The sequence below is a fragment of the Serratia sp. Ser99 genome (assembly GCF_024519545.1).
Classification (GTDB): Bacteria; Pseudomonadota; Gammaproteobacteria; order Enterobacterales; family Enterobacteriaceae; genus Serratia; species Serratia liquefaciens.
The window spans coordinates 206,579-231,324 of record NZ_JALJRT010000008.1; the positions used below are offsets into that span (position 1 = coordinate 206,579).

At 58.0% G+C, this 24,746-nt stretch carries 21 protein-coding genes; 4 read left to right on the top strand and 17 right to left on the bottom strand.

Going from position 1 to position 24,746, the window contains the following annotated elements; translation table 11 throughout:
* Positions 1 to 75: 75 nt before the first annotated feature.
* The gene (gene pepT / locus NR114_RS17155; protein ID WP_256813465.1) at positions 76 to 1,308 is read left to right on the top strand and encodes a peptidase T; all 1,233 of its coding nucleotides are present in this window, start codon (positions 76 to 78) and stop codon (positions 1,306 to 1,308) included.
* A gap of 43 nt (positions 1,309 to 1,351) precedes the next feature.
* Here the strand turns inward: pepT and NR114_RS17160 are convergent, their stop codons facing one another.
* The gene (locus NR114_RS17160) at positions 1,352 to 2,464 is read right to left on the bottom strand and encodes an SLC13 family permease (RefSeq protein WP_149572613.1); all 1,113 of its coding nucleotides are present in this window, start codon (positions 2,462 to 2,464) and stop codon (positions 1,352 to 1,354) included.
* Between the two features lie 157 nt (positions 2,465 to 2,621).
* On the opposite strand from NR114_RS17160, the gene apbE reads away from it, so the two are divergent.
* A complete protein-coding gene (gene apbE, locus NR114_RS17165) occupies positions 2,622 to 3,653 on the top strand; it encodes an FAD:protein FMN transferase ApbE (RefSeq protein ID WP_046373029.1) in 1,032 nt (343 codons plus the stop codon).
* 46 nt (positions 3,654 to 3,699) lie between these two features.
* Here apbE and NR114_RS17170 read toward each other — a convergent pair whose 3' ends face one another.
* The 7 genes from NR114_RS17170 to fabB all read right to left on the bottom strand — a co-directional run bounded on the left by NR114_RS17170 (position 3,700) and on the right by fabB (position 12,199).
* The gene (locus NR114_RS17170; protein WP_256813464.1) at positions 3,700 to 6,819 is read right to left on the bottom strand and encodes an efflux RND transporter permease subunit; all 3,120 of its coding nucleotides are present in this window, start codon (positions 6,817 to 6,819) and stop codon (positions 3,700 to 3,702) included.
* A complete protein-coding gene (locus NR114_RS17175) occupies positions 6,816 to 8,267 on the bottom strand; it encodes an efflux RND transporter periplasmic adaptor subunit (RefSeq protein WP_256813463.1) in 1,452 nt (483 codons plus the stop codon). Before NR114_RS17175 ends, NR114_RS17170 begins: the two co-directional genes overlap by 4 nt.
* Positions 8,264 to 9,523, bottom strand: a complete 1,260-nt coding sequence (locus NR114_RS17180) for a TolC family protein (protein WP_256813462.1) — start codon at positions 9,521 to 9,523, stop codon at positions 8,264 to 8,266. Before NR114_RS17180 ends, NR114_RS17175 begins: the two co-directional genes overlap by 4 nt.
* 10 nt (positions 9,524 to 9,533) lie before the next feature.
* Positions 9,534 to 9,857 (bottom strand): copper-binding protein, encoded by a 324-nt coding sequence (locus tag NR114_RS17185; protein WP_020827901.1) that lies wholly within the window; start codon positions 9,855 to 9,857, stop codon positions 9,534 to 9,536.
* 68 nt (positions 9,858 to 9,925) lie between these two features.
* Positions 9,926 to 10,348, bottom strand: a complete 423-nt coding sequence (locus tag NR114_RS17190) for a hypothetical protein (RefSeq protein WP_020827902.1) — start codon at positions 10,346 to 10,348, stop codon at positions 9,926 to 9,928.
* A gap of 204 nt (positions 10,349 to 10,552) precedes the next feature.
* Entirely contained in the window at positions 10,553 to 10,774 is a 222-nt protein-coding gene (locus NR114_RS17195; protein ID WP_020827903.1) for a membrane protein, read from the bottom strand.
* A 210-nt stretch (positions 10,775 to 10,984) separates the two neighbouring features.
* Positions 10,985 to 12,199, bottom strand: coding sequence for a beta-ketoacyl-ACP synthase I (gene fabB / locus NR114_RS17200; RefSeq protein ID WP_020827904.1), 1,215 nt, complete (start codon positions 12,197 to 12,199; stop codon positions 10,985 to 10,987).
* 170 nt (positions 12,200 to 12,369) lie between these two features.
* Here fabB and mnmC point away from each other — a divergent pair, with 170 nt between their 5' ends.
* Positions 12,370 to 14,394, top strand: coding sequence for a bifunctional tRNA (5-methylaminomethyl-2-thiouridine)(34)-methyltransferase MnmD/FAD-dependent 5-carboxymethylaminomethyl-2-thiouridine(34) oxidoreductase MnmC (mnmC, locus tag NR114_RS17205; RefSeq protein WP_256813461.1), 2,025 nt, complete (start codon positions 12,370 to 12,372; stop codon positions 14,392 to 14,394).
* Positions 14,395 to 14,440: 46 nt separating this feature from the next.
* Here mnmC and NR114_RS17210 read toward each other — a convergent pair whose 3' ends face one another.
* The 6 genes from NR114_RS17210 to prmB form a co-directional block, all read right to left on the bottom strand.
* On the bottom strand, positions 14,441 to 14,722 hold the full coding sequence (locus tag NR114_RS17210; protein ID WP_020827906.1) for a YfcL family protein: 282 nt from the start codon (positions 14,720 to 14,722) through the stop codon (positions 14,441 to 14,443).
* Between the two features lie 285 nt (positions 14,723 to 15,007).
* Entirely contained in the window at positions 15,008 to 15,565 is a 558-nt protein-coding gene (locus tag NR114_RS17215; protein ID WP_020827907.1) for an elongation factor P hydroxylase, read from the bottom strand.
* 66 nt (positions 15,566 to 15,631) lie between these two features.
* Positions 15,632 to 16,432, bottom strand: a complete 801-nt coding sequence (locus tag NR114_RS17220; RefSeq protein WP_256813460.1) for a sulfite exporter TauE/SafE family protein — start codon at positions 16,430 to 16,432, stop codon at positions 15,632 to 15,634.
* A gap of 128 nt (positions 16,433 to 16,560) precedes the next feature.
* Positions 16,561 to 17,388 (bottom strand): penicillin-insensitive murein endopeptidase, encoded by an 828-nt coding sequence (gene mepA, locus NR114_RS17225; protein WP_044552709.1) that lies wholly within the window; start codon positions 17,386 to 17,388, stop codon positions 16,561 to 16,563.
* A gap of 5 nt (positions 17,389 to 17,393) precedes the next feature.
* Positions 17,394 to 18,479 carry a chorismate synthase gene (gene aroC, locus NR114_RS17230; RefSeq protein WP_020827910.1) on the bottom strand — a complete coding sequence of 362 codons (1,086 nt, stop codon included), beginning with the start codon at positions 18,477 to 18,479 and terminating at the stop codon, positions 17,394 to 17,396.
* A 62-nt stretch (positions 18,480 to 18,541) separates the two neighbouring features.
* Complete coding sequence (gene prmB / locus NR114_RS17235) at positions 18,542 to 19,474, bottom strand: 50S ribosomal protein L3 N(5)-glutamine methyltransferase (RefSeq protein WP_041415542.1); 933 nt, start codon at positions 19,472 to 19,474, stop codon at positions 18,542 to 18,544.
* Positions 19,475 to 19,644: 170 nt separating this feature from the next.
* Between prmB and smrB the strand changes: the two genes are divergently transcribed.
* Positions 19,645 to 20,175: an endonuclease SmrB gene (smrB, locus tag NR114_RS17240; protein WP_041415545.1), complete on the top strand. Its 531-nt coding sequence runs from the start codon at positions 19,645 to 19,647 to the stop codon at positions 20,173 to 20,175.
* A 66-nt stretch (positions 20,176 to 20,241) separates the two neighbouring features.
* Here smrB and sixA read toward each other — a convergent pair whose 3' ends face one another.
* From sixA to fadI, 3 genes are all read right to left on the bottom strand, one after another.
* On the bottom strand, positions 20,242 to 20,724 hold the full coding sequence (gene sixA / locus NR114_RS17245) for a phosphohistidine phosphatase SixA (protein ID WP_041414795.1): 483 nt from the start codon (positions 20,722 to 20,724) through the stop codon (positions 20,242 to 20,244).
* Positions 20,725 to 21,129: 405 nt separating this feature from the next.
* Positions 21,130 to 23,295 (bottom strand): fatty acid oxidation complex subunit alpha FadJ, encoded by a 2,166-nt coding sequence (gene fadJ / locus NR114_RS17250; protein WP_256813459.1) that lies wholly within the window; start codon positions 23,293 to 23,295, stop codon positions 21,130 to 21,132.
* Positions 23,295 to 24,605, bottom strand: a complete 1,311-nt coding sequence (fadI, locus tag NR114_RS17255) for an acetyl-CoA C-acyltransferase FadI (protein WP_044552712.1) — start codon at positions 24,603 to 24,605, stop codon at positions 23,295 to 23,297. The genes fadJ and fadI overlap by 1 nt, the downstream gene beginning before the upstream one ends.
* Between the last annotated feature and the right edge of the window lie 141 nt (positions 24,606 to 24,746).

Genomic DNA, 24,746 nt, shown 5'->3' on the forward strand with positions numbered 1-24,746 from the left:
CGAAAGCATTGCACCATTGGACAACCGGCTGATTTAGCTTTAAAACCGTTAGACCGCTTATCGAGAGGAACCCGCATGACCAGCGCCATTGCCGAACAGCTCACCGAACGTTTCTTCCGCTATCTGGCGGTGACCAGCCAGAGCGACGCCGCCGTAACCACCCTGCCCAGCACGCCGGGCCAACATGATATGGCCAAGCTGCTGGCGGCCGAACTGCGCCAGCTAGGCATGCAAGACGTGCAAATCGACGATCACGCTACCGTGACCGCCCGCAAACCCGGCAATCAGCCAGGCGCTCCACGTATCGGCTTTATCACCCATATCGATACCGTTGACGTTGGCCTGTCGGCCCATATTCACCCGCAGCGCCTGCGCTTTACCGGCCAGGATCTGTGCCTGAATGCCGAACACGATATCTGGCTACGCACCGCCGAACATCCGGAGATCCTGGCCTATCCGAATGAAGAAATTATTTTCAGCGACGGCACCAGCGTGCTCGGCGCCGATAACAAAGCGGCGGTCACGGTGGTCATGACCTTGCTGGCCAACCTGAGCGCCTCCGATCGCCACGGCGACATTGTGGTGGCCTTTGTCCCGGATGAGGAAATTGGCCTGCGCGGCGCCAAAGCGCTGGATCTGACGCGTTTCGAGGTGGATTTTGCCTATACCATCGACTGCTGCGAGTTGGGGGAAGTGGTGTATGAGAACTTCAATGCCGCAGGTGCGGAGATCCGTATCGAAGGGGTCACCGCGCACCCCATGTCGGCGAAGAACGTGCTGATCAATCCGATTCGCATCGCCAACGACATCATCAACCAATTCGACATCAAGGACACACCGGAACATACCGAGGGGCGCGAAGGCTACTTCTGGTTCAACGATCTGACCGCCAATGCCAACCTCGCTACGTTGAAAGTGTCGATCCGCGATTTTGACCTGGCCGGGTTCAATGCGCGTAAAGAGCGCATTCAGGAAGTGGTGCAACAGGTGGCGGCAAACTACCCGCACGCCAAGGTCAGCTGCAAGGTGACGGATATCTACAGCAATATCAGCAACTCTATCGGGGAAGACCAGCGAGCCATTGAGCTCATTTTCGGTGCCCTGGCCGCCCACGGCATTCCCCCCAAGGTGATCCCGATGCGCGGCGGCACCGACGGCGCCGCACTCTCCAGCCGTGGGCTGCTGACGCCGAACTACTTCACCGGCGCGCACAATTTCCATTCGCGCTTTGAGTTTCTGCCGATCAGCGCCTTTGTAAAATCCTATCAGGTGACTCGCAGCATCTGCTTGCTGGCGGCACGCGGTTAGACGCCATAGTTAACAAGCGCGGTATGGCAGGAAAATACCGCGCTTAAGCCAACAGCCAGCCAAGCAAGCCGGCCCAGACCAGTAACGGCAACGAATAGTAATGAAATTTCAGCCAAATTTTGCGCTCGTCCGCCATACGCAGCGCAATCAGGTTCGCCAGCGAACCGATCGCCAGCCCAAAGCCACCGGCGTTGACCGCAAAGGCCAGCAGTTGGCTGGAAGGCACGTAGTTGAGCATTAAAATGGTCGCCGGCACGTTGCTGATCACCTGCGACAGGCCAATCCCCAAAGCGTAAATGCCCCCGTTACCCAGCGTAGCGATATCGGCGAACCAAGGCTGGATCGCCTGCAAGCGGGTAAACAGCCCCACGTCGATGAACATGGCGATAAAGACGAAAATCAGGCTCCAGTCGATCTGCAGCAATACCCGACGCGCCAGCAGCAAAAAACCGACGAACACCGCCAACAGGCCATACAGCGGCAGATCAAGATCCAGACACAGCAGAAAAATCACGTACAGCGCCACACAGCTCAGCAACAGGCGTAGCTGATACGGATAACCTTCGGTGTGCGGCGCTTTAACGATATCCCGCGCCGGGAAGCAGAACCCGGTCAGCAGCAGCAAACTGACCAGCATCACCACGCCAAACGGTGCCATTTGGCCAATGAACCCCAGGAAAGAGAGTGAAGACTTGCTCCACAGCAGAATGTTTTGCGGGTTGCCAATCGGCGTCAGCAATGAACCGGCATTGACCGCCAGCGCCTGGAAGATAATCAACCGGCCAATCGGTACCGACGACAGTTTTTTCAGCGTGATGGTCAGCGGAATGACGATAAACAGCGCCACGTCGTTAGTCAGGAACGACGACAGCAACGCGGCGGAAAACACCAGAAACAGCGCCAATCGCCGCTCGCTGTGCAGCGTATTGATGATTTTGCGGCCAACAAAATCGAAATAACCGCTGACCTCGACGCCCTTGGTGAGTAACATCAATCCAAGCAGCGTAATGATGGTGCGCCAGTCGATAAAACTGTTTAACGCAGGCAGCTGTTGCGGGTTAAAGGCCGCCATCAGTACGCCGACTAACAGCAAAATATGCAAAAAACGATCTTTCAGGAACGGCTGAATCAGCCGGGAAACGGCGTTTGAACTCATGTTGAGCGCTTCAAAAAAACAACCAGGGATCAGGAACCAGACGTTAGCCCAAGCACGGCGGCAACGCCAGCAAAATGCTCTTTTACCGTTAACTGCTTTTCATTTGCCGCGCTTTACTTTATTTGTAGCGCCTTTCACTGTTTCAAAGGATGTTTTCATGGCTAACGTTTTTGCCAAAGGGCTGTTGCTGAGTGTGACCATCGGCTTACTGGCTGCCTGTAATGACCCGGATACCCGCCCACAGATCGACATTGAAGGCAAAACCATGGGCACCTTCTACAGCGTCAAGGTCAGCGGTGACGTGGCGGTCAATAAACAGCAGTTGCAACAGCAGATTGACGCCGTGCTGGAACGCGCCAATGACGATATCTCCACCTATCGCAATGATTCTGTGCTTTCGCGTTTTAATCAAACCCAGAGTACCGAGCCACAGCCGATCCCGCGCGGAATGGCGGATATTATCCTGATGGCTCAGCGCATTGGCCGCGACACTCAGGGCGCGATGAATATCACCGTGGGTCCGCTGGTGAATTTATGGGGCTTTGGCCCAGACAAGCGTGTGGTCAAGGTACCGAGCCAACAGCAAATAGAGGCGGCACAAAAAAATATTGGCCTGCAGCACCTCAAGCTACTCAGCGACAGCCGTGGCGAATGGCTGCAAAAGGACTTACCCGGGATGTATGTTGATCTCTCGACGTTGGGCGAAGGCTATGGCGTCGATCAGTTGGTGCAGTTGATGGCCCGTAATGGTATCACCCATTATCTGGTGTCGGTCGGCGGTGCGGTTTCCTCGCGCGGCGTTAACGGGCAGGGCAAACCCTGGCGCGTGGCGATCCAAAAACCGACCGACCGCGAAAATGCGGTTCAGGCACTGGTTGATTTGCAGGGTTACGGCATCAGCACCGCCGGCAGCTACCGCAACTATTTTGAACAGGACGGGCAGCGCTATTCGCACGTGATCGATCCCACAACCGGCAGGCCGATTACTCATCGCCTGGTCTCCGCTACGGTGATAGCGCCCACCGCGCTGGAAGCCGACGGCTGGGATACCGGGTTGATGGTGTTGGGGACGGAAAAAGCGCTCAAACTGGCGGAAGAAAAAGGCTTGGCGGTTTACCTGATCAGCAAAACCGATGATGGGTTCAGCGCCGTAATGACGCCGCAGTTCAAGGCGTTTCTAGTGAAATAGTTTCTGTGCGGTAAAGACGGGGCGCAGTGCACTGCGCCCCGCTTGCTTATCCTTTTCGGTGCAGTAACAGGTAGACCACAGGAACCACCAACATCGACAACAGCGGTGCACTGAGCATGCCGCCAATCATCGGTGCCGCAATGCGCCGCATTACCTCAGAACCGGCACCGTTACCCCACATAATCGGCAATAGCCCGGCCATAATGGTGGCAACGGTCATCACTTTTGGTCGCACCCGCAATACCGCCCCCTCGGTGATGGCATCCATCAGCTGTTTTTGCGTGAGCGGCTGTCCCGGCTGGCGATGTTTTTCCAACGCATGGTTCAAGTACAGCACCATTATCACGCCGAATTCCGCCGCCACACCCGCCAGCGCGATAAAGCCAACTGCCCCGGCCACCGACAGGTTGTAGTTCAGCAGATAGAGCAGCCACACCCCGCCGATCAGCGCAAACGGCAGCGTCGCCATGATCAACAACGCATCACGCACGCTGCTGAAGGTGACAAACAGCAGCACGAAAATGATTGCCAATGTTACCGGCAGTACGATTTTCAACTGAGCACTGGCACGTTCAAGATATTCAAACTGCCCGGACCAGCTCAATGACACCCCGGCCGGCAGCTTGACCTGCTGCGCGACGGCCTGCTGCATCTCTTCCACCGCCGATTTGAGATCGCGCCCGCGCAGATCGACATAAATCCAGTTGGAGAGCCGCGCGTTTTCACTTTTCAGCATAGGCGGCCCTTCGTTAACCCGAATATCCGCCAGCATCGACAGCGGCACCTGGCCACCGCTGGCGGTCAGTACCGGTAACGCCTGCAACTGCTGTACCGAATCACGCACCTCACGCGGATAACGCACATTGATCGGGTAACGCGCCCGGCCCTCGACGGTTTCGCCAATGTTTTCGCCGCCCACCAGCGTCGCCACCATGGATTGCAGCTCTTTCACCGAAACGCCGTAGCGCGCAGCCCGCTGACGGTCGATATCGATATCCACGTAGCGGCCGCCGGTGATGCGTTCTGCCAGCGCCGAAGTGACGCCCGGCACCTGCTTCACCACCTGCTCAATCTGCCCGGAAATCCGTTCGATATCGGCCATATTATTGCCGTTCACCTTGATGCCCACCGGACTTTTGATTCCGGTGGCCAACATGTCCAGCCGATTGCGGATCGGCGGAACCCAGACGTTGGCAATACCCGGCACCTTGACCACCGCATCCAGTTCCGCCACCAGCTTGTCCATGGTCATGCCCGGTCGCCACTGGTCACGCGGTTTGAAACGAATGGTGGTTTCCAGCATGGTCAGCGGAGCGGGATCGGTAGCGCTTTCCGCCCTGCCGGCCTTACCGAACACCGTCGCCACTTCCGGCACGGTTTTGATCAACCTGTCGGTCAGTTGCAGTAGCCTGCTGGCCTCGCGCGCCGACATCCCCGGCAGCGAGGAAGGCATATACAACAGGTCACCTTCGTCGAGCTGCGGCATAAATTCGCTGCCCAACCGGCTAAGCGGATAGGCGGTTAACAGCAACAGCAGGCACGAAATCCCCAGCGTGGTTTTTGGCCGTGCCAACACCGACGCCAGCACCGGCTGATACAGGCGGATCAGCCAGCGATTGATCGGATTGGCATGTTCGTCGGGAATGCGGCCGCGGATAAAGTAGCCCATCAGCACCGGCACCAGCGTAATGCCCAGACCGGCCGCCACCGCCATGGCGTAGGTTTTGGTGTAGGCCAGCGGGGAGAACATCCGGCCTTCCTGCGCCTGCAGGGTGAACACCGGAATGAAGGACAGCGTGATAATCAGCAAACTGCAAAACAGCGCCGGCCCCACCTCCACCGCCGCCTGCTCTGAAATACGCCAATAATCCGTCGACGTCGGCTGCTGTCCTGGATGGCGTTGCCGCCACTGCTCCAGCACCTTATGCATGTTCTCAATCATGACGATGGCCGCATCCACCATGGCGCCAATGGCGATGGCGATTCCCCCCAGCGACATGATATTGGCGTTTACGCCCTGGTAATGCATCACCACAAAGGCGCCAAGAATGCCGAGCGGCAGCGTGATCATCGCCACCAGCGCCGAACGAAAATGGAACAGGAACAGCGTGCACACCAAAGCCACTACGATAAACTCTTCCAGGAGCTTGTGGGACAGGGTTTCAATTGCATGTTCGATCAGTTGGGAGCGGTCGTACACGGTCACAATTTCCACACCCGGCGGCAGGGTCTGCTGAACCTCCTGCAGCTTGACCTTCAACGCGTTGATGGTTTCCAGGGCATTTTTGCCGTAGCGCATCACGACGATGCCGCCCGCCACTTCGCCCTCGCCGTTCAGCTCCGCCACGCCCCGGCGGATCTCCGGCCCTTCGCGCAGTGTTGCCACTTGCGACAGCAGGATCGGTACACCGTCACGCACGGCGATTACCACGTTGGCAAAATCGCTGAGTTTTTTCAGGTAGCCCGAGGTGCGAACCATATACTCCGCCTCCCCCATTTCCAGCAGCGCACCGCCGCCTTCCTGGTTGGCGTCCTGAATGGCACTGACTACCTGTTGATGAGTGATGTTCAGCGCGCGCAGGCTGGGTGGATCCAGCACCACCTGATATTGGCGTACCATGCCGCCCACGCTGGCCACTTCCGCCACGTTGGGGACGGTTTTCAGTTCAAACTTCAGCGTCCAGTCTTGCAGCGCGCGCAGGTCGGCCAGGCTGTGCTTGCCGCTTTTATCCACCAGGGCATACTCGTACACCCAGCCGACGCCGGTGGCGTCCGGCCCCAGTGCCACCTTCACCTGCGGCGGCAGTGAGGATTGCACCTGGCTGAGCGCCTCCAGCACCCGCGAACGCGCCCAGTACAAATCGGTGCCGTCCTCGAACAACACGTAAACGTAGGCGTCGCCAAACATGGAAAAACCCCGTACCGTTTTGGCCCCCGGCACCGAGAGCAACGTGGTGGTCAGCGGATAGGTCACCTGATCTTCAATTACCTGCGGTGCCTTGCCCGGATAGGTGGCACGGACAATCACCTGTACGTCGGAGAGATCCGGCAGCGCATCCAGCGGGGCTTTCTGCAATGCCCAGATCCCCCAACCGGCCAACAGCAACGAAGCCAGCAGCACCAAGAGCCGGTTGCGCAGCGACCAGCGGATCACGAAAGCAATCATAAGTGGCCCCCATGTTCAGCGCTTGTCGGCACGATTTGGCTGATATGTGAACCTTGTTCATCAACGCTAAAGTGGATTTTTACGCTATCACCGGGTTTGATACCGGCAGGTATTCCCCCTGGCGGCAGGGCAAAATCCATGGTCATCGCCGGCCACTGCAGCTCCGGCACGGGGCCGTGGGACAGCGTGATGGTGCTCTCGTTCACGGCATCCACCACCCCCTCGGCCTGGTATTGTTTCACCTCGTTTTGCGCCGCCATTTGTGGCAAGGCACTGCGCATGCTGGCCTCGGAATCAATCAGGAATTGGCCGGAGGTCACTACCCTTTGCCCAGCATTCAGCCCACGTTTAATTTCTACCCAGCCGTCCTGCGCACGACCGGCCACCACGTCAACCGGCGTGAAGTGCCCATTGCCTTCGGCGATCAACACCCTATTGCGATCGCCGCTGTCGATCAGCGCCTCCTGCGGTATCGCCAACACCGGCTGGCCGAGGTTGCTGTGCGACAATGTCAGTTGCAGGTACATGCCCGGTCGAAGCTTTTGTTGAGGGTTTTTCAACAGGATGCGCGCTTTGAAGGTTCGGGTCAGCGGATCGACATTGGCCAGCAGTTCGCTCACCTCGCCTTCAAATCGTTCACCAGGCCAGCTGGCGGAGGCGGCCTGCACCTTATCGCCCACTTTCAACAATCCGGCCTGCGCCTGCGGATAATCGGCAACGATCCACACCGGATCGAGGCTGGCTAGTTCAAACAGCCCCTGCGCGGCCGTCACCTGAGCGCCTTCGAGCACGCTCAGCTTATTCACAAAACCATTTTCCGGTGCCGCTATCTGCACCCGCGGTTCGGGTTTACCTGAACGTTCCACCTGCCGGATCACCGCCTCGGGCATAAACAGCAACTGCAACCGCTGACGTGCAGCGGCGGTCAGTGCGCTATCGCCCAGTTTGCGTATTGCCAGATATTCCTGCTGAGCCGCACTCCAGTCGGGGATCCACAGCAATGCCAGGGCTTCGCCCTTTTTCACCTGTTGCTGACTGGCACGCACGTAGAGTTTTTCCACCAGTCCGTTGGCGCGGGCGGCGACAATCTGAACCCCGCGTTCATCGGTGGCGACGCTGCCGAAAGCGTTCAGTTGTGGCTCCAGTTGGCGCAATTGTGCAGCTTCGGTGCGAACGCCCAGGTTCTGCTGTTGCCGGGCGCTGATGGTCACGCCCCCTTCCGGCTCAGCCTCATCGGCATAGCGCGGCACCAGTTGCATATCCATAAAGGGCGATTTACCCGGTTGGTCAAAACGCTGCCCCGGCATCATCGGGTCGTACCAATAAAGCACCTGCCGCTCACTCTTGATGGCCGGCGCAGGCGCTTCCCCCGCTGCGCCAAACCAGTATCCCGCCAGCCCACTGCCAATCAGCGCCGCTAACAGCGCCAGCTTGAATTGTATTTTCATTGCATCGATTCCTGAGGGGTGAGATAGCGAATGGCGGCCCAAATCTGCGCCAGTTCCCTGGCGGCCTTGCCGGCGCTGAGGCGACTGTCGAGCAGCGCCCGCCGAGCTTCCAGTACCGCCGACAAATCGCTTTTACCGCTGCGGTACTGCGCTAACAGCAAAGTGACCCGCTGTTGTTGCAGGGGAATAGCCTGCTCCTGTTGGCGTTGCCACTGCGCCTGAGCCGCCTGATATTGCGCCAACAGCGTATCGAGCTGTGCCTGATGATCACGTATCAACAACGTGAGCCGATCGTTGGCCTCCATGCTGCGGGAAACATCAGCGGCATAGTCCTTATCCTGCCGCTGCGAGCGGAACAACGGCAGATCGACGGTAAACATCACCCCGGCCAAATCCTCGTACTCGTCGGCCCGTTTGCCGTAATACACCTCGACGCCGACGTCCGGTATCGCCGCCACCTCTGATTGCGCCGAACGCGCCTTGGCGACGTCCGCCTCACGGCTGGCCTGCAACACCTCGGGGTGTTGACTGATGGCCTGCCGCAATACTTCGCTGTCCGCCGGTAAACGTTCAAAGCGCGGCATGTCCCCGGCGGTATCCGTCGCAGACAGGCCGGTCAACTGCGTCAGACGCGCCTGCGCGACAGCAACATCACGCTGCGCCTCGCTGATGCGATCCTGCATGCTTAGCAGCGTCAACCTGGCATCCAGCACTCCACTCGCTGGGGTTCCCCCACCGGCTACCGCAGCAAGCTGAGTGGCAATCTGGCGTTCACTCTCCGTCACCAGGGCTGAGGCATCCCGCAGGGTTTGCCGACTCAGCGCCAGCGCCAGCCAGGCCTGCGCGGTTTGCTGTTGAAGGCGAGCGCGAATGGTGGCGCTGCCCGCATCCGTCTGGCTGGCTTCGGCGCGCAGGGTATCCGCTTTACGCTGACGTTTGGTGCTGCTGACGTAATCCTGCATGATGCCGATTCGTCCCATGGTCATGCCTTCGCGGGTAAAACGCTGAGCGTTGCTCCCCTGCACCGGCACGTTTTCAATGCCGAACTTCAGCTTGGGATCGGGCAACTGCATTGCCGAATCCGCCATGTTCTGCAAGGCGTCAACCTGATGCCGATTGGCGGATAGCTCCGCCGAATAACCTTCGGCCGCCGTCAATGACTGTTGCAGCGTCAGACCCGCCGCCAGGGTGGCCGGTGCCCAACAGGCAAGCAGCAGCCAGCCCACCCGCCAAGGGTGAGAAAGGATAATGGTCATAACGCCTCCGTTATGGTCGAGCGGCGGCGATGGCGATCAGCTGATAACCGCCGTCGATCGGCAGGAAGCTGAAATCAACCTCGGTACCCACCGGCAAGACGGCGAATGAAGGCGATGAAGGGAGCAGGAAGCTCATGGTCATTGGCGGCCAACTGAGTGCAGGAATGGCCTGGTGCGCGATAGACACCTTTCGCTCATCCCAGCTTTTGACGACGCCCTGGCTGTGGATTTCAACGGCAGTTCTTGCGGCAGGATCCTGCATTGCCATATCGGCAGCGCTGGCGCTGAAGGAGAAAAACAGGGCGATCACTACGGCAGCAAATACATTACGCATAACGGGTACTCCATAAAATAGTTAACAAACGCGGAAAACCGTCGGGGACGGCAAAGCGGTTGTCAGAGCTATTCACGGAACCGGCAGAAAACGATCTCTGCCGGCGGACCTGTTATCGGGGGCGTTTGCCAGGTATTGGAGGGGACTGAACGAGACGGGAAAGGCGTAATAACGGCCAATTCGCTGCTGGTGGGCAGCGCAGCCAACGTCAGGTTGCTGTGATCCTGTTGGGCTGACTCCGGAACGCAGTGTTTCTCACACAGCGGCTCTTGGGTCTGCATCTGCTGCTGCGACGGCACGCTGTTTTGCATATGCATCATATGCTGAGCCATCGGCGCTTCACCGCTGAACTGCAGGTTGCAGTTGTGGCTGGCCAACGCCAGTTGAGTATTCAACAACAGCCAGCTGACGACCAATAACCATGCGCAGGCCCGCTTTTTAGCAAAGCGCAGGCGGTGCATGGATAAGGAGATGGACGCCAAAGCCGACATCAGATCGTTCCAGAGTGGGAGATAGCGGGAGTATATCGACCCGGACCGGGCGCAGGAATGGAATTTACATCCGCTGACAAAGAACTGCTCATCTGTGGGCCGGTAATATAAATGCCATGACTTCAATCAACTGGCGGCGGATTACCCAAACAAAAAGCCCAGCAGATGCTGGGCTTTTAAACCGGGAGACTCTCCGACGGAAGGTTATTTGGTCAACGCGATAATACCCAGCGTCAGACCGGCAACTGCCGCCGCCCCACCGGCGATGGCGCCAGCGGTTTCCCAGTTGTCCTGCGTAGTGCCTTTCATGCAGGTATTGGTGTGCACCAGACGGCCCTGATCGTCATAGACCGGGACACAAGGGGAATCGGTCGCGCACCCAGCCAGAATGACCGACAGCAATCCAACCGCAATTAACTTTTTCATACTCTTGCCTCAATGTTCGATCACTCTGAAACGCTACGCCGAGTGATATTCGCGCTATTGAGCCATTGTATGCGCAAAAGGCTGAACAAAGCGTTAATGATCCGTCAGGAGATGTAATTTGGGATAACTCCTAGCGGCCCGTCGGCAGGGATTGCAGGCATTAAAAAGCCCGCAAAAATGCGGGCTTGATCCAGAACCTTGAGGCCGGAATTACTTCTGCAGCTTACGCATCACCAGCGTGGCGTTGGTGCCGCCGAAACCGAAGCTGTTGGACATCACGGTGGTCAACTCGCGTTGAGTTGGCTCAGTCACGATGTTCATGCCAGCAGCTTTCTCATCCAGGTTATCGATGTTGATGCTCGGCGCGATAAAGCCGTGTTCAACCATCAGCAGGCTGTAGATCGCTTCCTGCACGCCCGCGGCACCCAATGAGTGACCGGTCATCGCCTTGGTGGAAGAGATTGCCGGGGTGTTGTCGCCAAACACTTCGCGAATGGCACCCAGCTCTTTCACGTCGCCCACCGGCGTGGAGGTGCCGTGAACGTTCATGTAGTCGATTGGGGTATCAACGCCCTGCAGCGCCATCTTCATGCAGCGCACCGCGCCTTCACCTGATGGAGCCACCATGTCGGCACCGTCGGAGGTCGCACCGTAGCCGATGATTTCAGCATAGATGTGCGCACCACGCGCCAGAGCGTGTTCCAGCTCTTCAACCACCACCATACCGCCGCCGCCGGCGATGACGAAACCGTCACGGGCAGAGTCGTAAGTACGAGAAGCTTTTTCAGGAGTGTCGTTGTAGCTGGTGGACAGTGCGCCCATCGCGTCGAACTCACAGGCCATTTCCCAGCACAGCTCTTCGCCGCCGCCGGCAAAGACCACGTCCTGCTTGCCCAGTTGGATCAGTTCAACCGCGTGACCAATGCAGTGTGCAGAGGTTGCGCAGGCAGAGCTGATGGAATAGTTAACGCCACGAATTTTGAACGGGGTTGCCAGGCAGGCAGAAACGCCTGAAGCCATAGCCTTGGTCACCATGTACGGGCCAACGCCGCGCAGGCCTTTGGCACGCATGCCATCGGATCCGGCAACCTGGTTGCGCGGAGAACCACCACCTGAGCCAACAACCAGACCGGTGCGATCGTTGGAAACCTGATCGGCAGCCAGACCTGAGTCCTTGATGGCTTCTTCCATGGAAAGATAGGCATAAACGGACGCGTCGCTCATAAAGCGCATCACTTTACGGTCAATCAGACCCGTAGTGTCCAGTTTAACATCGCCCCATACGTGACTACGCATGCCGGAATCTTTCAGCTCCTGGGAGAAAGTGATCCCAGAACGTCCTTCCTGCAGGCTCGCCAGGACCTCCTGCTGGTTGTTACCAATGCTGGAGACGATTCCCAGGCCAGTAATCACTGCACGTTTCATTCAATACCTCTTCCACAATTTTACATTCGGGATTTTGCATCGCACTTTAGCGTACAGATGTACGCCGAACAAGTCCGATCAGCGTTTTTCAGCTTTATTCTTATCCAGTTTGCGCCATAGCGCCAGCGCCGTTAGAATCCCGTCACCCCTTGAGTTACGAGCAACTAACCGTGAGCCACGCCCCGATCCAAACCGCAGCGTTATCCTGGAATGAACAGGGTACACCTGTTTCGAAACAGTTTGATGACGTCTACTTTTCCAATCAGGATGGGCTGGAAGAAACCCGCTATGTGTTTCTCATGGGCAACCGACTGCCGCAACGTTTTGCCGACCACCCTCGCCCGCTGTTTATCGTGGCGGAAACCGGCTTCGGCACCGGGCTTAACTTTTTGACGCTGTGGCAGACCTTTGCCGGTTTCCGCACGGCGATGCCGGACGCCCCGCTTCAGCGCCTGCACTTTATCAGCTTTGAAAAATTCCCGCTGCTGCAGGCCGATTTGGCGGCGGCGCATGCCCGCTGGCCGGAACTGGCGCCATATGCCGATGAATTACGCGCTCAATGGCCGTTGCCGCTGCCGGGCTGCCACCGCCTGCTGCTGGCCGAAGGGCGCATCACGCTCGATCTGTGGTTTGGCGACGTGAACGCGTTGCTGCCTCACTTCGACGCCAGCATTAACCGTCAAATCGACGCCTGGTTCCTCGATGGCTTCGCCCCGGCAAAGAACCCTGATATGTGGACGGAGCAGCTGTTCAGCGCCATGGCGCGCTTTGCCCGGCCGGGCGGCAGCCTTGCCACCTTTACCGCCGCAGGCTTCGTGCGTCGCGGCTTACAGCAGGCAGGGTTTGATGTCATCAAAACCAAAGGCTTCGGCCAGAAGCGAGAGATGCTGACCGGCGAGTTGCCTGCCGATGCGCCGGCCGTCGCTCACCCTGCTCCCTGGCTGATGCGCCCGGTGGCGGAGAATACCGATGATATCGCCATCATTGGCGGCGGCGTCGCCAGCGCGCTAACCGCCCTCGCCCTGTTGCGACGCGGCGCAAAAGTCACGCTGTATTGCGCAGATCCGCAGCCGGGCGAAGGGGCATCAGGCAACCGTCAGGGCGCACTCTACCCTTTGTTGAACGGCCGAGCCGATGCGCTGGAAAATTTCTTCAGTGCCGCCTTTCCGTTTGCCCGTCGTCAGTACGATGCACTGGTGCGACAGGGCGTGGAATTCGACCATCAGTGGTGCGGTGTGAGCCAACTGGCCTTTGACGAGAAGAGCGCCGGGAAAATTGCCAAGATGCTGGCGGTTGAATGGCCGCAGGCGCTCGCCATGCCGGCCGACCGCGCTACGCTCAGCGCCTTGTGTGGCGTCGACAGCGGTTTTGGCGGCATTAACTACCCGCAGGGTGGCTGGCTGTGCCCGGCCGAGCTGACGCGCAGTGCGATTGCGCTGGCGCAACGGCAAGGGATGCGCTGCCATTATGACGCTACGCTCAGCGCTCTGACCGCCCAAGAGGCAGGTTGGCAACTCAGCTTTAGCCAAGGTGAAATTCGGCAGCATGCGACGGTGATTCTGGCCAACGGCCATCGCTTATCCGAACTGACGCAAAGTGAAGCGCTGCCGGTTTATGCGGTGCGCGGTCAGGTATCCCATATTCCTACCACGCCGCAGCTGAGTGCATTGAAGCAGGTGCTGTGTTACGACGGCTACCTGACGCCGGTGAATGCCAATAATCAGCAGCACTGTATCGGCGCCAGCTACCAGCGCGGCGAGACCGCCACCGAATACCGCGAAGAAGAGCAGCAGGAAAATCGGGCTCGCTTGCTGCGTTGCCTGCCGGATCAAACCTGGCCGCTGGAGGTGGACGTCAGCGACCGCCATGCCCGCTGCGGAGTACGCAGCGCCACTCGCGATCATCTGCCAATGGTAGGTGCAGTGCCCGACTACCAGGCCACGCTAACGCAGTACCAGGATCTGCAACGTCAACACCAATGCGGTGAAGCTATCGCCAATGCGCCGAGCTACCCCAATCTGTTCATGATTGGCGGGTTAGGCTCTCGTGGGTTGTGCTCGGCCCCGCTGGCGGCAGAGATTTTGGCGGCGCAGCTGTTTGGCGAACCTTTGCCGGGCGACGCAGACCTGTTAGCGGCGTTGAACCCGAATAGAATGTGGGTAAGGAAATTACTGAAGGGACGTGCGGTAGCGTAAGAAAAATCACGCAGGGCGCCGGCAACAGCGCCCTGCAGAAGCACTATCAGGCGGTAGGCAATGCCGTTTTGTACAGCGTTTCCCACATGCCATACACCAATGCCTGATCCGGTGGTGACAGTTCACCGGCGGCGATGGCTTTATGCAGGCTGCCCTCCACCTGCGCCTTCAGCGCTTCAGCGGAGTGTTCACCCAGCTCTTCGACCTCGGCAACCGCCAACGTCAGATGACCGCGCAGGTAGCCACCGGCAAACAGTTCATCATCGCTGGCGTGCTCTACCATGTCATCAATCAGCGCCAAAATGCGCGCTTCAAATTCTGCGATCATCAAATTTCCTCTCATACCCTTCATCTTTCAAACTCCAGCGTTGTTGGCTGCGCTCACGCATCCCAGTCACTTACCTGAGTAAGCTCCTGGGGATTTGTTTGCTTGCCGCCTAGCTACAGCTTGGAAGCTATTGGGTATCTATTTTCAGTTAAACATATATACCCGTCATACTTGAAGCTGCTTCTTTGTTGGCTGCGCCGACTCGCCCCGGTCACATAGTGGACTATGCTCCCAGGGACTCGCAGGCTTGCCGCCGCGATGCAACTCCAAGTATTTAGGGTATAGTCAGTTGAGATCTTCCGGATAGGGAAAATGCTCCGCCGCCAGCGGTGGCGTATTGTAAAACGATTGTAACGCCTGAATAAAGCGTGCAGGTCTTGTGGGTATTCCCTGCTCCAACAACAGCAGCACCCGTTCGCGCACCTTGCGTTGGAAGGCAATGCGGTCCGGCTCGCAGTCACCGTTGAGGTTGTCGCAACTGACGTTGAACGGGAAACCGGCGGCGACGCAGAACATCCATTCCAAAGATTGCGGTTTAATTTCCACCGCTTCAAATTCACTTTGCGTCTGTGCGTCTCGCCCGTCCGGGCAGTACCAGTAACCGAAATCTACCAACTTGCGGCGCTGTTCGCCGGCGATGCACCAGTGCGAGATTTCATGCATGCCGCTGGCGTAATAGCCATGGGCAAAAACGATCCGGTTGTACGGCAGCTGATCGTCGGCCGGCAAATAGATCGGCTCATCGTCGCCTTTGACCAGTCGCGTGTTGTATTCATCGCTGAAGCACTGATTAAAAATTTCAATCAGTTGCTCATATTGATGGGTAGCCTGTGTGTCTGACATAAATAAAAATCCAATAACCACAAAAATAAAGAGGTAATTATTTCATTTTACCGCTCTTTTAGCATGCTAAAAATGCAGGGCCAGCCACTGCTGAATTTCAGCGCCGTGGTTGTCGTACAAGAGCTTGCAGCTCATCACCAGAGAAACGATAACGATCATCGGTCGGATCAGCTTTTGCCCGCGGGTCATCACCATGTGAGCCCCGAGGCGCGCACCGAGCACCTGCCCAACCAGCATCACCAGGCCAATACCCCACAGCACTTTGCCGCCAATGATAAACAACACCAGGCTGCCAAAGTTGGAAGTGAAGTTCAGCACCTTGGCGTGCGCGGTGGATTTGGCCAGGTTAAAACCGCACAGCGTCACGTAGGCCAGCGCATAGAAGGAACCGGCACCGGGCCCAAAGAAGCCATCGTAAAAACCGACGCAGCCACCGGTCACCAGCCCGAACGGCAAGGCGCTCAAACGGCGCTGCCGATCGTTTTCCCCCAAACGCGGCGTCAGCAGGAAGTACAGACCGATGCCGATCACCAATAACGGCAGCATTTGCCGCAGCAGATCGGCGCGCATGTGCTGCACCAGCACAGCCCCGGCAACGGAACCGATCAGGGCCAGCAAAATGGTCAGCTTCTGATCGTTGAGATCGACCGCTCGTCGGCGGATAAAATACAGACTGGCGGAGAGGGAACCGCCCACCGACTGCAGCTTGTTGGTCGCCAGCGCCTGCGCCGGGGGAACCCCCACCGCCAGCAGTGCCGGTACGGTTAACAGCCCGCCGCCGCCGGCGATAGAGTCGATAAAGCCTGCGAGTAACGCCACCACAAACAAAACCCCGAGCATCTCGGGGCCTACGACGAACCAGTCCATTTATACCCCTCTTACTTGAAGCTGCATCTGTGTTGGTTGCACTCACTCACCCGAATCACTTACTCGTGTAAGCTCATCGGGATTCCTTCCCTTACCGCCTTGATGCAACTCCAATTACTTTGGGTATATTATTCCGCAGCGAAATGGTTATCCAGCAAAGCCTGACAGGTCGGCGGTAACGGCGGCGGCACCGGTTTACCCGGTTTGGCGCTCGGCTGATGCGGCACGAACCAGCTTGCCAGCTCGGCACCGCAACCGTCGCCCGGCGGCGGCGTATCCTGTTCTTTACATTCCAGGCTGCCTGCCGGGCAGCGCAGACGCACGTGCATGTGGGCACGATGACCAAACCACGGGCGCACCTTGTGCAGCCAGTCGCGATCGGCACCGGCATCCAGACACAGACGCTGCTTGATCGCCGGGTTAACGAAGATGCGCGTCACTTCCTGATCCTGTGCCGCCGCTTTGATCAGCGATTCAATCTGCGGCTGCCACTGACGAGCAACCACCTGCTTGCCGTCGCTGGAAACCAGATCGATCGGTTGCGGCTTCAGCAGCTGCTGCGCACTCCAACGCTGGCGCGGCAACTGTAACCAGATGTCGACATCAAGCCCGGACTGATGGCTGGCATGGCCGCTGCTAAAGCGCCCACCGGCCGGCATCGCCATATCGCCGATCAGCACCGTGCCCAAATTTCTTTGGCTGGCTTTGCTGCTCAGCCGCTGGATAAACGCCAGCAGATCCGGGTGGCCGAAGTAGCGGCGTTGATCGGGTCGCATCACCTGATAATCCGGTGAGTTCAGCGGTAACGGCTGAGCGCCGATAATGCAGCCATTGGCAAAACCGCCCACTGCCTGCGGCGCGCCGGCCACCGGGTGGTCGATCTTCTGCCACGGCGTCAGCGCCAGGGCGGAGCCCGAAGCCATCAGGGCAAGGATGCCCAACATCCAGTTTTTCATGGGAGTTACCAGCGTGGAACGTTAGAGACCACATCACCGTTTTGCGCACGCTGGCGCAGCAGGTGATCCATCAGCACAATCGCCATCATCGCTTCGGCAATCGGCACCGCACGAATGCCTACGCAAGGATCGTGACGGCCACGGGTGACCATCTCCACCGCTTCGCCCTGACGGTTAATGGTTCTGCCCGGCACCATAATGCTGGAGGTAGGTTTCAGCGCCAGGTGAGCAATGACCGGCTGACCGCTGCTGATGCCACCGAGAATGCCGCCTGCATGGTTGCTCTGGAAGCCTTCCGGAGTGATCTCATCACGGTTTTCGCTGCCGCGCTTGTTGACCACCGCGAAACCGTCGCCGATTTCCACGCCTTTTACCGCATTGATGCTCATCAACGCATGCGCCAGATCCGCATCGAGGCGGTCAAATACCGGCTCACCGAGGCCGACCGGCACGTTTTCGGCAATCACGCTGACCTTGGCGCCAATGGAGTCGCCCTCTTTCTTCAGCGCACGCATCAGTTCATCCAGGGCTTCCAGCTTATCGGGATCCGGGCAGAAGAACGGGTTCTGTTCAACCTGCTCCCAATCTTTCAGCTCACAGACCACGTCGCCGATCTGCGCCAGATAGCCGCGCACCTGTACGCCATATTTCTGCAGCAGATATTTCTTGGCAATAGCCCCTGCCGCAACGCGCATGGCGGTTTCACGAGCCGAAGAACGACCCCCGCCGCGATAATCGCGCACGCCGTATTTTTGCTCGTAGGTGTAATCCGCATGCCCCGGACGGAACACGTCTTTGATAGCGCCGTAATCTTGTGAACGCTGGTCAGTGTTTTCTATCATCAGCCCAATGCTGGTGCCGGTGGTCACACCTTCAAACACGCCGGAAAGAATACGTACCTGATCCGGTTCGCGACGTTGAGTGGTATAGCGAGAGGTGCCTGGACGGCGACGGTCCAGGTCGTGCTGCAGATCGGCTTCGGTAAGCGGGATACCCGGCGGTACGCCGTCTACGATACATCCCAGCGCCACACCGTGAGATTCACCAAATGTGGTGACGCGGAAAATCTGCCCAATACTGTTTCCTGCCATCGCGGCTCCTTACCCTTAATTATTATCTTTGTGGGGCCCGCCAAAGCAGGCCCGAAGAATGCTTAGCTGCGGTAGAGGCTGAAGTGCTCTTTGCAATCCACCAGTTGCTGCTTGGTCAGCATGAACACGCCGTCACCGCCGTTTTCAAACTCCAGCCAGGTGAACGGAATATCCGGATACTGTTCCATCAGATGTACCATGCTGTTACCCACTTCACAAATCAGCACGCCGTCGTCGCTCAGGTAGTCCGGCGCGCAGGCCAGAATACGGCGCACCAGCTTCAGGCCATCGCTGCCGGCCGCCAGGCCCAACTCTGGCTCAAAGCGGAATTCCTGCGGCAGATCGGACATGTCTTCCGCATCCACGTACGGCGGATTGGTGACGATCAGATCGTACTGGATCGCGGGAACATCGCGGAACAGATCGGAACGGATCGGGATCACCTGTTGTTCAACGCCGAGCGCCTGAATATTGCGCTCGGTCACCGCCAGCACGTCGCTGGAGATATCGACCGCGTCAACTTCCGCTTCCGGGAAAGCGTAGCTGCAGGCAATGGCGATACAACCGCTGCCGGTACACATGTCGAGAATATGACGCGGCGGGTGCGGGATCAGGGCGCTGAAGCGATCGTTGATCAGTTCGCCAATCGGGGAACGCGGAACCAGCACACGCTCATCAACGTAGAATTCCAGATCGCAGAACCAGGCTTTGTTGGTCAGATAGGCTACCGGGACACGTTCGTTGACGCGGCGGATCACGCGCTCAACGATGCGGTGGCGCTCGCTGGAGGTCAAACGGGCGGTGTGCATGTCCTCTGGAATGTCCAGCGGCAGGAACAGGCTTGGCAGCACCAATTGCACCGCTTCGTCCCACGGATTATCGGTTCCGTGACCATAGTAGATATCAGCGGCGTTAAAACGGCTGACCGTCCAGCGCAGCATATCTTGAATGGTGTGCAGTTCGTTCACTGCTTCCTCGACGAAAATTTTGTCCAATTTGCCCTCCGGCAGGCACTGTGATTCATGATTTAGCCGCATAGTTTGCCATGAAGCCCGCGACAAATCACGCTAACCCCTTGCGCTTTTCATTCTGGCGTGAATTTTGCGTCGACAGAGACCCGCGACAAGGTAAACTATCGCGATAAATGATTTCCGGTGAATTCCAAATGAAGAACAAGCACCCTCTGAGCAAAGATGAATTGCAGCTCTTCAGAGAGTCGGTAGTAGACGCAAAAAAGCTGCGTCAGGACACCATCGTCCACCGTAAACCCAAGCCTGTCACCAAGAAAATTGCTCCACAGCGCCTGCTGCAGGAACAGGTAGACGCCAGTTATTATTTCTCGGATGAATACCAGCCACAGTTGGAAGAGGAAGGCCCGACGCGCTATGTGCGCCCCGGTTACAGTGCCTTTGAACTGAAAAAGCTGCGCCGTGGCGATTATTCACCGGAGCTGTTTCTCGATCTTCATGGCCTGACCCAGATGCAGGCCAAGCAAGAGCTGGGGGCGCTGATCGCCGCCTGCAAGCGCGAACACGTGCACTGCGCCTGCGTAATGCACGGCCACGGCAAGCACATCCTCAAACAGCAGACGCCGCTATGGTTGGCGCAGCACCCTGACGTGCTGGTGTTTCACCAGGCGCCCAAAGAATGGGGCGGCAGCGCGGCGATTTTACTGCTGGTCGAACTGGCTGAGTGAACGGCAGAAATGACAAAGGGCGATGTTTGACATCGCCCTTTCGTTTTGGCCCCGCCCTGGGGTGCCTTATACTTTAGCCATCACCTGCGATGGACTCACCTGCCACTCAAATTTACCGTAGCTGCCGTCGGCGGCCAAATCGACATTGGCAATCGCCGAGGTCGCGAACATCGGCGGGCATTCGCCCGGACAGAGTTCCGCCACCAGGTAACCCACCAGCGGTAAGTGGGAGACGATCAGCACCGCGTGAACCCCCTGCTGCGCCAGCGCCTGCAGATAGCTGCCGACCAGGCTGGCATCCCCGCCCGGCGTCAGCTCAGGCAGCACTTCTTCGCTTGCCGGCAAGGTCAAGGCTTCGCGAACCGTAGCCAGCGTCTGCTCTGCCCGCAGGTACGGGCTGACCAGCACGCGTTCAATATCCACAGACTTGGTATTTAACCAGGCCGCCATCTGACGTGACTCATCACGGCCACAAACAGTAAGAGGTCTTACCGAATCGCTGGCCGCATCAAGTGCCGCCTCTCCGTGACGCATAATCAAAACTTGCATATTGCACCGCTGTTGTTGACAAAATAACGCTATACAGAAACGCCGAGCGTGCTGTATCGCCGAGTTTTACAACCCCAAAGCAAACGCTTTGAAACGATAACGCGCCGTCTCTTTATGGCGGCCGGGCATTTTGCCTGAAAGTTCACGTAAAGAAAATGCTGTTTTTTACATCAATGGCGCCGTAACGGGAATTCAGCGCTCACATAACAACCAATTCAACAGGTTAAATTTTAACCTTCTCATCATGAATTTTATTGATGGCGGCCAGCCTTTCACCGCCATCAGGCTACGTTACCTCGTCCCTATCTCCCTGTATAGGGTCAGGGAATACCGGTATTGCAAGGAGTGATAGTGATCACATGCAACCTTGATCCTACTCTAGTACAAATCACGTCGCCGCGCCGCTCAGGTCCCCTGCGGATAGAAGCGTTCACCCTGCTGAGCCATGCGCTGCAGGCGTTCGCAAGGCGCAAAATATTCACCGTGCTGCCGCTGCAAGTACTCCAGCGTTTTAACCACCTTATCGGCCCCCAACTGATCCATATAGCGGAAAGGCCCGCCGAGGAATGGAGGAAAACCAATACCGAACACCGCGCCGATATCGCCGTCGCGCGCGCTGCGGATCACGCCTTCATCCAGACAACGTGCAGCTTCATTGAGCATCATCATTACGCAACGCTGAGCGATGACGGCCGGTTGTAAATGCGACTTCGGCGTGATGCCCAGCAAAAGATAGACCGAGGTATCGGCGCGCTTGCTCCGCTGACGCTGCTGGCCTTCACTGGGGTAGAGATAAAAACCACGGCCGTTTTTGCGCCCTTTGCGTCCGTCTTTCAACACCGCCTCGAAGGCGGCTGGAGCGGCAAAGCGCGGCCCTAACTGCTCTACCAGCACCGGGATAATCTTGGTACCGACGTCGATGCCCACTTCATCCAGCAGGGTTATCGGCCCAACCGGGAAACCGAAATCCACCAGCGCCTTGTCCAACGCTTCGATCGGCTCACCTTCCAGCAGGCAACGAGTCGCTTCATTTATATAAGGAGCCAGAATACGGTTAACGTAGAAACCGGCGCGGTCGGCCACCACGATCGCCGTTTTGCCCTGCTTGTGCGCCAGCGCCACGGTGGTGGCAATGGTTTCTTCGTTGGTGGTAGCGTGTGGGATCACCTCAACCAACGGCATTTTATCCACCGGGCTGAAATAATGCAGGCCGATCACCTGCTCAGGGCGCTGCGCCTTGGCGGCAATCTGGCCAATCGGCAGCGATGAGGTATTGGAGGCAAAGATGGTGTGCGGCGCCGCGTGCTGTTCTATCTCGGCCACCATCTGCTGCTTCAGCGCCAGGTCTTCGAACACCGCCTCAATCACCACGTCCACCCGTTCAAAACCGGTGTAATCGGTCGAACCGGAGATCAGCATCATCTGTTTTTGCCGTTCCGCCGGGCGCATGCGTTTACTGCGTACCCGCTTGCCGAGCACGTCCCAACTGTATTTTAACGCGTGGTTAATGCCCGTTTCGTTAACGTCTTTAATCCGCACCGGCAAACCACCCCGCGTGGCGGTCACACAGGCGATACCGCCGCCCATCAGGCCGCCACCCAGAATGCCGATTCGGTGCAGTTCATGAGGTTGTGCATTGCCACCGCGTTCTTTTTTCAAGGAGGTAGAGGCAAAGAACAGGCTGCGCAACGCGGCGGACTGCGGGGTCATGGCCAATTCGCCAAACGCCCGCGCCTCGGCTTCATAACCGCTGGCGCTGCCGTGATCCAGACCGGTGCGCACCACCTGAATAATGCGTTCTGCGGCAGGATAATTGCCGTGCGTTTTCTCCAGCGTTTTCTTGCGCACAATGCTGAACAGCAGGCTTTTACCTAGCGGGCCGTTGAGCAAACGCTCCTGCCACGGCAATTCGCGCCGGCTCTGCCAGCCTTGCTTGACCCGTTCGACGGCAGCCTGCAATAAAATTGACTGGGGCACGGCATCGTCCACCAACCCCATGCGCAACGCCTGACGCGCCCGAATGTGTTTGCCGGTCAGGATCATGTCCAACGCCTTGCTGGCACCAATCAACCGCGGCAAACGCTGGGTGCCACCGGAACCCGGCAGCAAACCTAGCTGCACTTCCGGCAGGCCGAGTGCGGTTTTGTCATCCAGAGAACAAACGCGACTGTGGCACGCCAGCGCCAGCTCCAGCCCACCGCCTAAGCAAGCGCCGTGAATAGCCGCCACCACAGGGACCTGGAATGCGGCAATCTGTGCCAGCGTACTTTGGCCTTTTTTCGCCAGCGCTTCGGCCTCTTTGGCAGTGGTACAGGCGGCAATCATGCTGATATCCGCCCCGGCAATAAACGAATCCGGCTTGCCGGAGATAATCACCAGCCCTTCCAGTGCCGGATGCTGCTGCGCGCGGATCAGTACGTCGTTGACCTGCTCGACAAACTCGGCCTTCAGGGTGTTTACCTTCTCCCCCGGAACATCGATGGTGATCACACCAATGTTGTCCGGACGAAGGGTCAGTTGAAAGGCCGAGGGTTTGGCCCGCTGTTCATGCAATGCGTTTTCAAAGCTCATTATTCCACCTCTACGATCATTGCGGCCCCTAACCCTCCGGCTGCGCAGGCGGTCGTCAGCCCCAGTCCGCCGCCACGACGCTTCAGCTCGTGCAACGTTTGGGTGATCATGCGCGCGCCGGTAGCGGCAAATGGGTGGCCATAAGCAATTGAGCCACCCAATACGTTGAATTTTTCCATGTCCACTTCGCCAATCGCCCGGCTGCGGCCCAGCTTTTTCTGAGCAAATTCGTCGCTGGCAAACATTTTCAGGTTCGCCAGGGTCTGAGCAGCAAAGGCTTCATGCATGTCGATGAGGGTCAGGTCGGCCAGGCCGATGCCGGCGCGATCCAGCGCCAGCGGCGTAGCGTAAGACGGCCCGAGCAGCATATCTTCCCACACATCGATGGCGGAGAAGGCAAAGCTGCGCAGATAACCCAGCGGTTGCAACCCCAACTCTTTCGCTCGCGACTCACTCATCATCAGCACCGCTGCCGCGCCGTCGGTCAACGGCGTACTGTTGGCTGCGGTAACGCTACCGTGCTTGCGATCGAATGCCGGTTTCAGCTTTGCGTAGGACGCCAGGCTGGAATCTTTGCGAACGTTGTTGTCTTCGGTGATTTGCGTACGGTATGGCGGCACATAGGCCGTCATCACCTCGTCGCGCAGCAGCCCCTGCTCCCAGGCTTTGGCAGCCAGTTGGTGAGAGCGGTGCGCCAGCGCATCCTGCTCTTCCCGGGTGATGCCGTGGCTTTTCGCCATTTGCTCTGCGGTATCGCCCATGCGCAGCCCTGTGGAATATTCCGCCACTGCCGGCGGCACCGGCATCAGGTCACGGAACTTCAGTCGGCTAAACAGCTTGAGACGCTGCGACAGGGTACGGGCTTTGTTAACGTCCACCAGCGTGCGCGCCAGCGCTTTACTGACGCCGATAGGCAGAACGGAAGAAGAGTCAGCGCCACCGGCGATGCCGATACTGATGCTGCCTGCCATGATGCTTTCCGCCACGTTGGCAATCGCCTGGAAGCTGGTAGCGCAGGCACGCGACACGCTATAAGCATCGGTATGCACGCTCATGCCGGTACCGAGCACGATTTCACGCGCAATATTCGGCGCCTCAGGCATTTGCACCACCTGGCCGAACACCAGTTGTTCAATCAGCGCCGGATCGATACCGCTGCGGGCTAACAGTTCACTTACCGCCGTTTTCCCCAGATCCACCGCCGGAATGCCGTGATAAGCGGTCGCCTGTTTGGCAAAGGGGGTCCGCAGTCCATTTACAATCGCAATACGGTCACCGTGACGGGTCACCAACGGCAGTGCCTTACTCATAAACGCTCCTGAAGAAAATAACGCCAGCGCAACGGTCAAGAAGAGGTCTGACCTGATGGGGTCATTGTTAACCAAATGTTTACATTTGGCAAACCGGCAGAAGTGAAAACTGAGAGCAGGAGCAACTTTCTAGAGGGGGAT

Coding starts and splice junctions, on each gene's coding strand:
- pepT (WP_256813465.1), top strand. CDS start 76: ATGACCAGCGCCATTGCCGAACAGCTCACCGAACGTTTCTTCCGCTAT.
- NR114_RS17160 (WP_149572613.1), bottom strand. CDS start 2,464: ATGAGTTCAAACGCCGTTTCCCGGCTGATTCAGCCGTTCCTGAAAGAT.
- apbE (WP_046373029.1), top strand. CDS start 2,622: ATGGCTAACGTTTTTGCCAAAGGGCTGTTGCTGAGTGTGACCATCGGC.
- NR114_RS17170 (WP_256813464.1), bottom strand. CDS start 6,819: ATGATTGCTTTCGTGATCCGCTGGTCGCTGCGCAACCGGCTCTTGGTG.
- NR114_RS17175 (WP_256813463.1), bottom strand. CDS start 8,267: ATGAAAATACAATTCAAGCTGGCGCTGTTAGCGGCGCTGATTGGCAGT.
- NR114_RS17180 (WP_256813462.1), bottom strand. CDS start 9,523: ATGACCATTATCCTTTCTCACCCTTGGCGGGTGGGCTGGCTGCTGCTT.
- NR114_RS17185 (WP_020827901.1), bottom strand. CDS start 9,857: ATGCGTAATGTATTTGCTGCCGTAGTGATCGCCCTGTTTTTCTCCTTC.
- NR114_RS17190 (WP_020827902.1), bottom strand. CDS start 10,348: ATGTCGGCTTTGGCGTCCATCTCCTTATCCATGCACCGCCTGCGCTTT.
- NR114_RS17195 (WP_020827903.1), bottom strand. CDS start 10,774: ATGAAAAAGTTAATTGCGGTTGGATTGCTGTCGGTCATTCTGGCTGGG.
- fabB (WP_020827904.1), bottom strand. CDS start 12,199: ATGAAACGTGCAGTGATTACTGGCCTGGGAATCGTCTCCAGCATTGGT.
- NR114_RS17210 (WP_020827906.1), bottom strand. CDS start 14,722: ATGATCGCAGAATTTGAAGCGCGCATTTTGGCGCTGATTGATGACATG.
- NR114_RS17215 (WP_020827907.1), bottom strand. CDS start 15,565: ATGTCAGACACACAGGCTACCCATCAATATGAGCAACTGATTGAAATT.
- NR114_RS17220 (WP_256813460.1), bottom strand. CDS start 16,432: ATGGACTGGTTCGTCGTAGGCCCCGAGATGCTCGGGGTTTTGTTTGTG.
- mepA (WP_044552709.1), bottom strand. CDS start 17,388: ATGAAAAACTGGATGTTGGGCATCCTTGCCCTGATGGCTTCGGGCTCC.
- aroC (WP_020827910.1), bottom strand. CDS start 18,479: ATGGCAGGAAACAGTATTGGGCAGATTTTCCGCGTCACCACATTTGGT.
- smrB (WP_041415545.1), top strand. CDS start 19,645: ATGAAGAACAAGCACCCTCTGAGCAAAGATGAATTGCAGCTCTTCAGA.
- sixA (WP_041414795.1), bottom strand. CDS start 20,724: ATGCAAGTTTTGATTATGCGTCACGGAGAGGCGGCACTTGATGCGGCC.
- fadJ (WP_256813459.1), bottom strand. CDS start 23,295: ATGAGCTTTGAAAACGCATTGCATGAACAGCGGGCCAAACCCTCGGCC.
- fadI (WP_044552712.1), bottom strand. CDS start 24,605: ATGAGTAAGGCACTGCCGTTGGTGACCCGTCACGGTGACCGTATTGCG.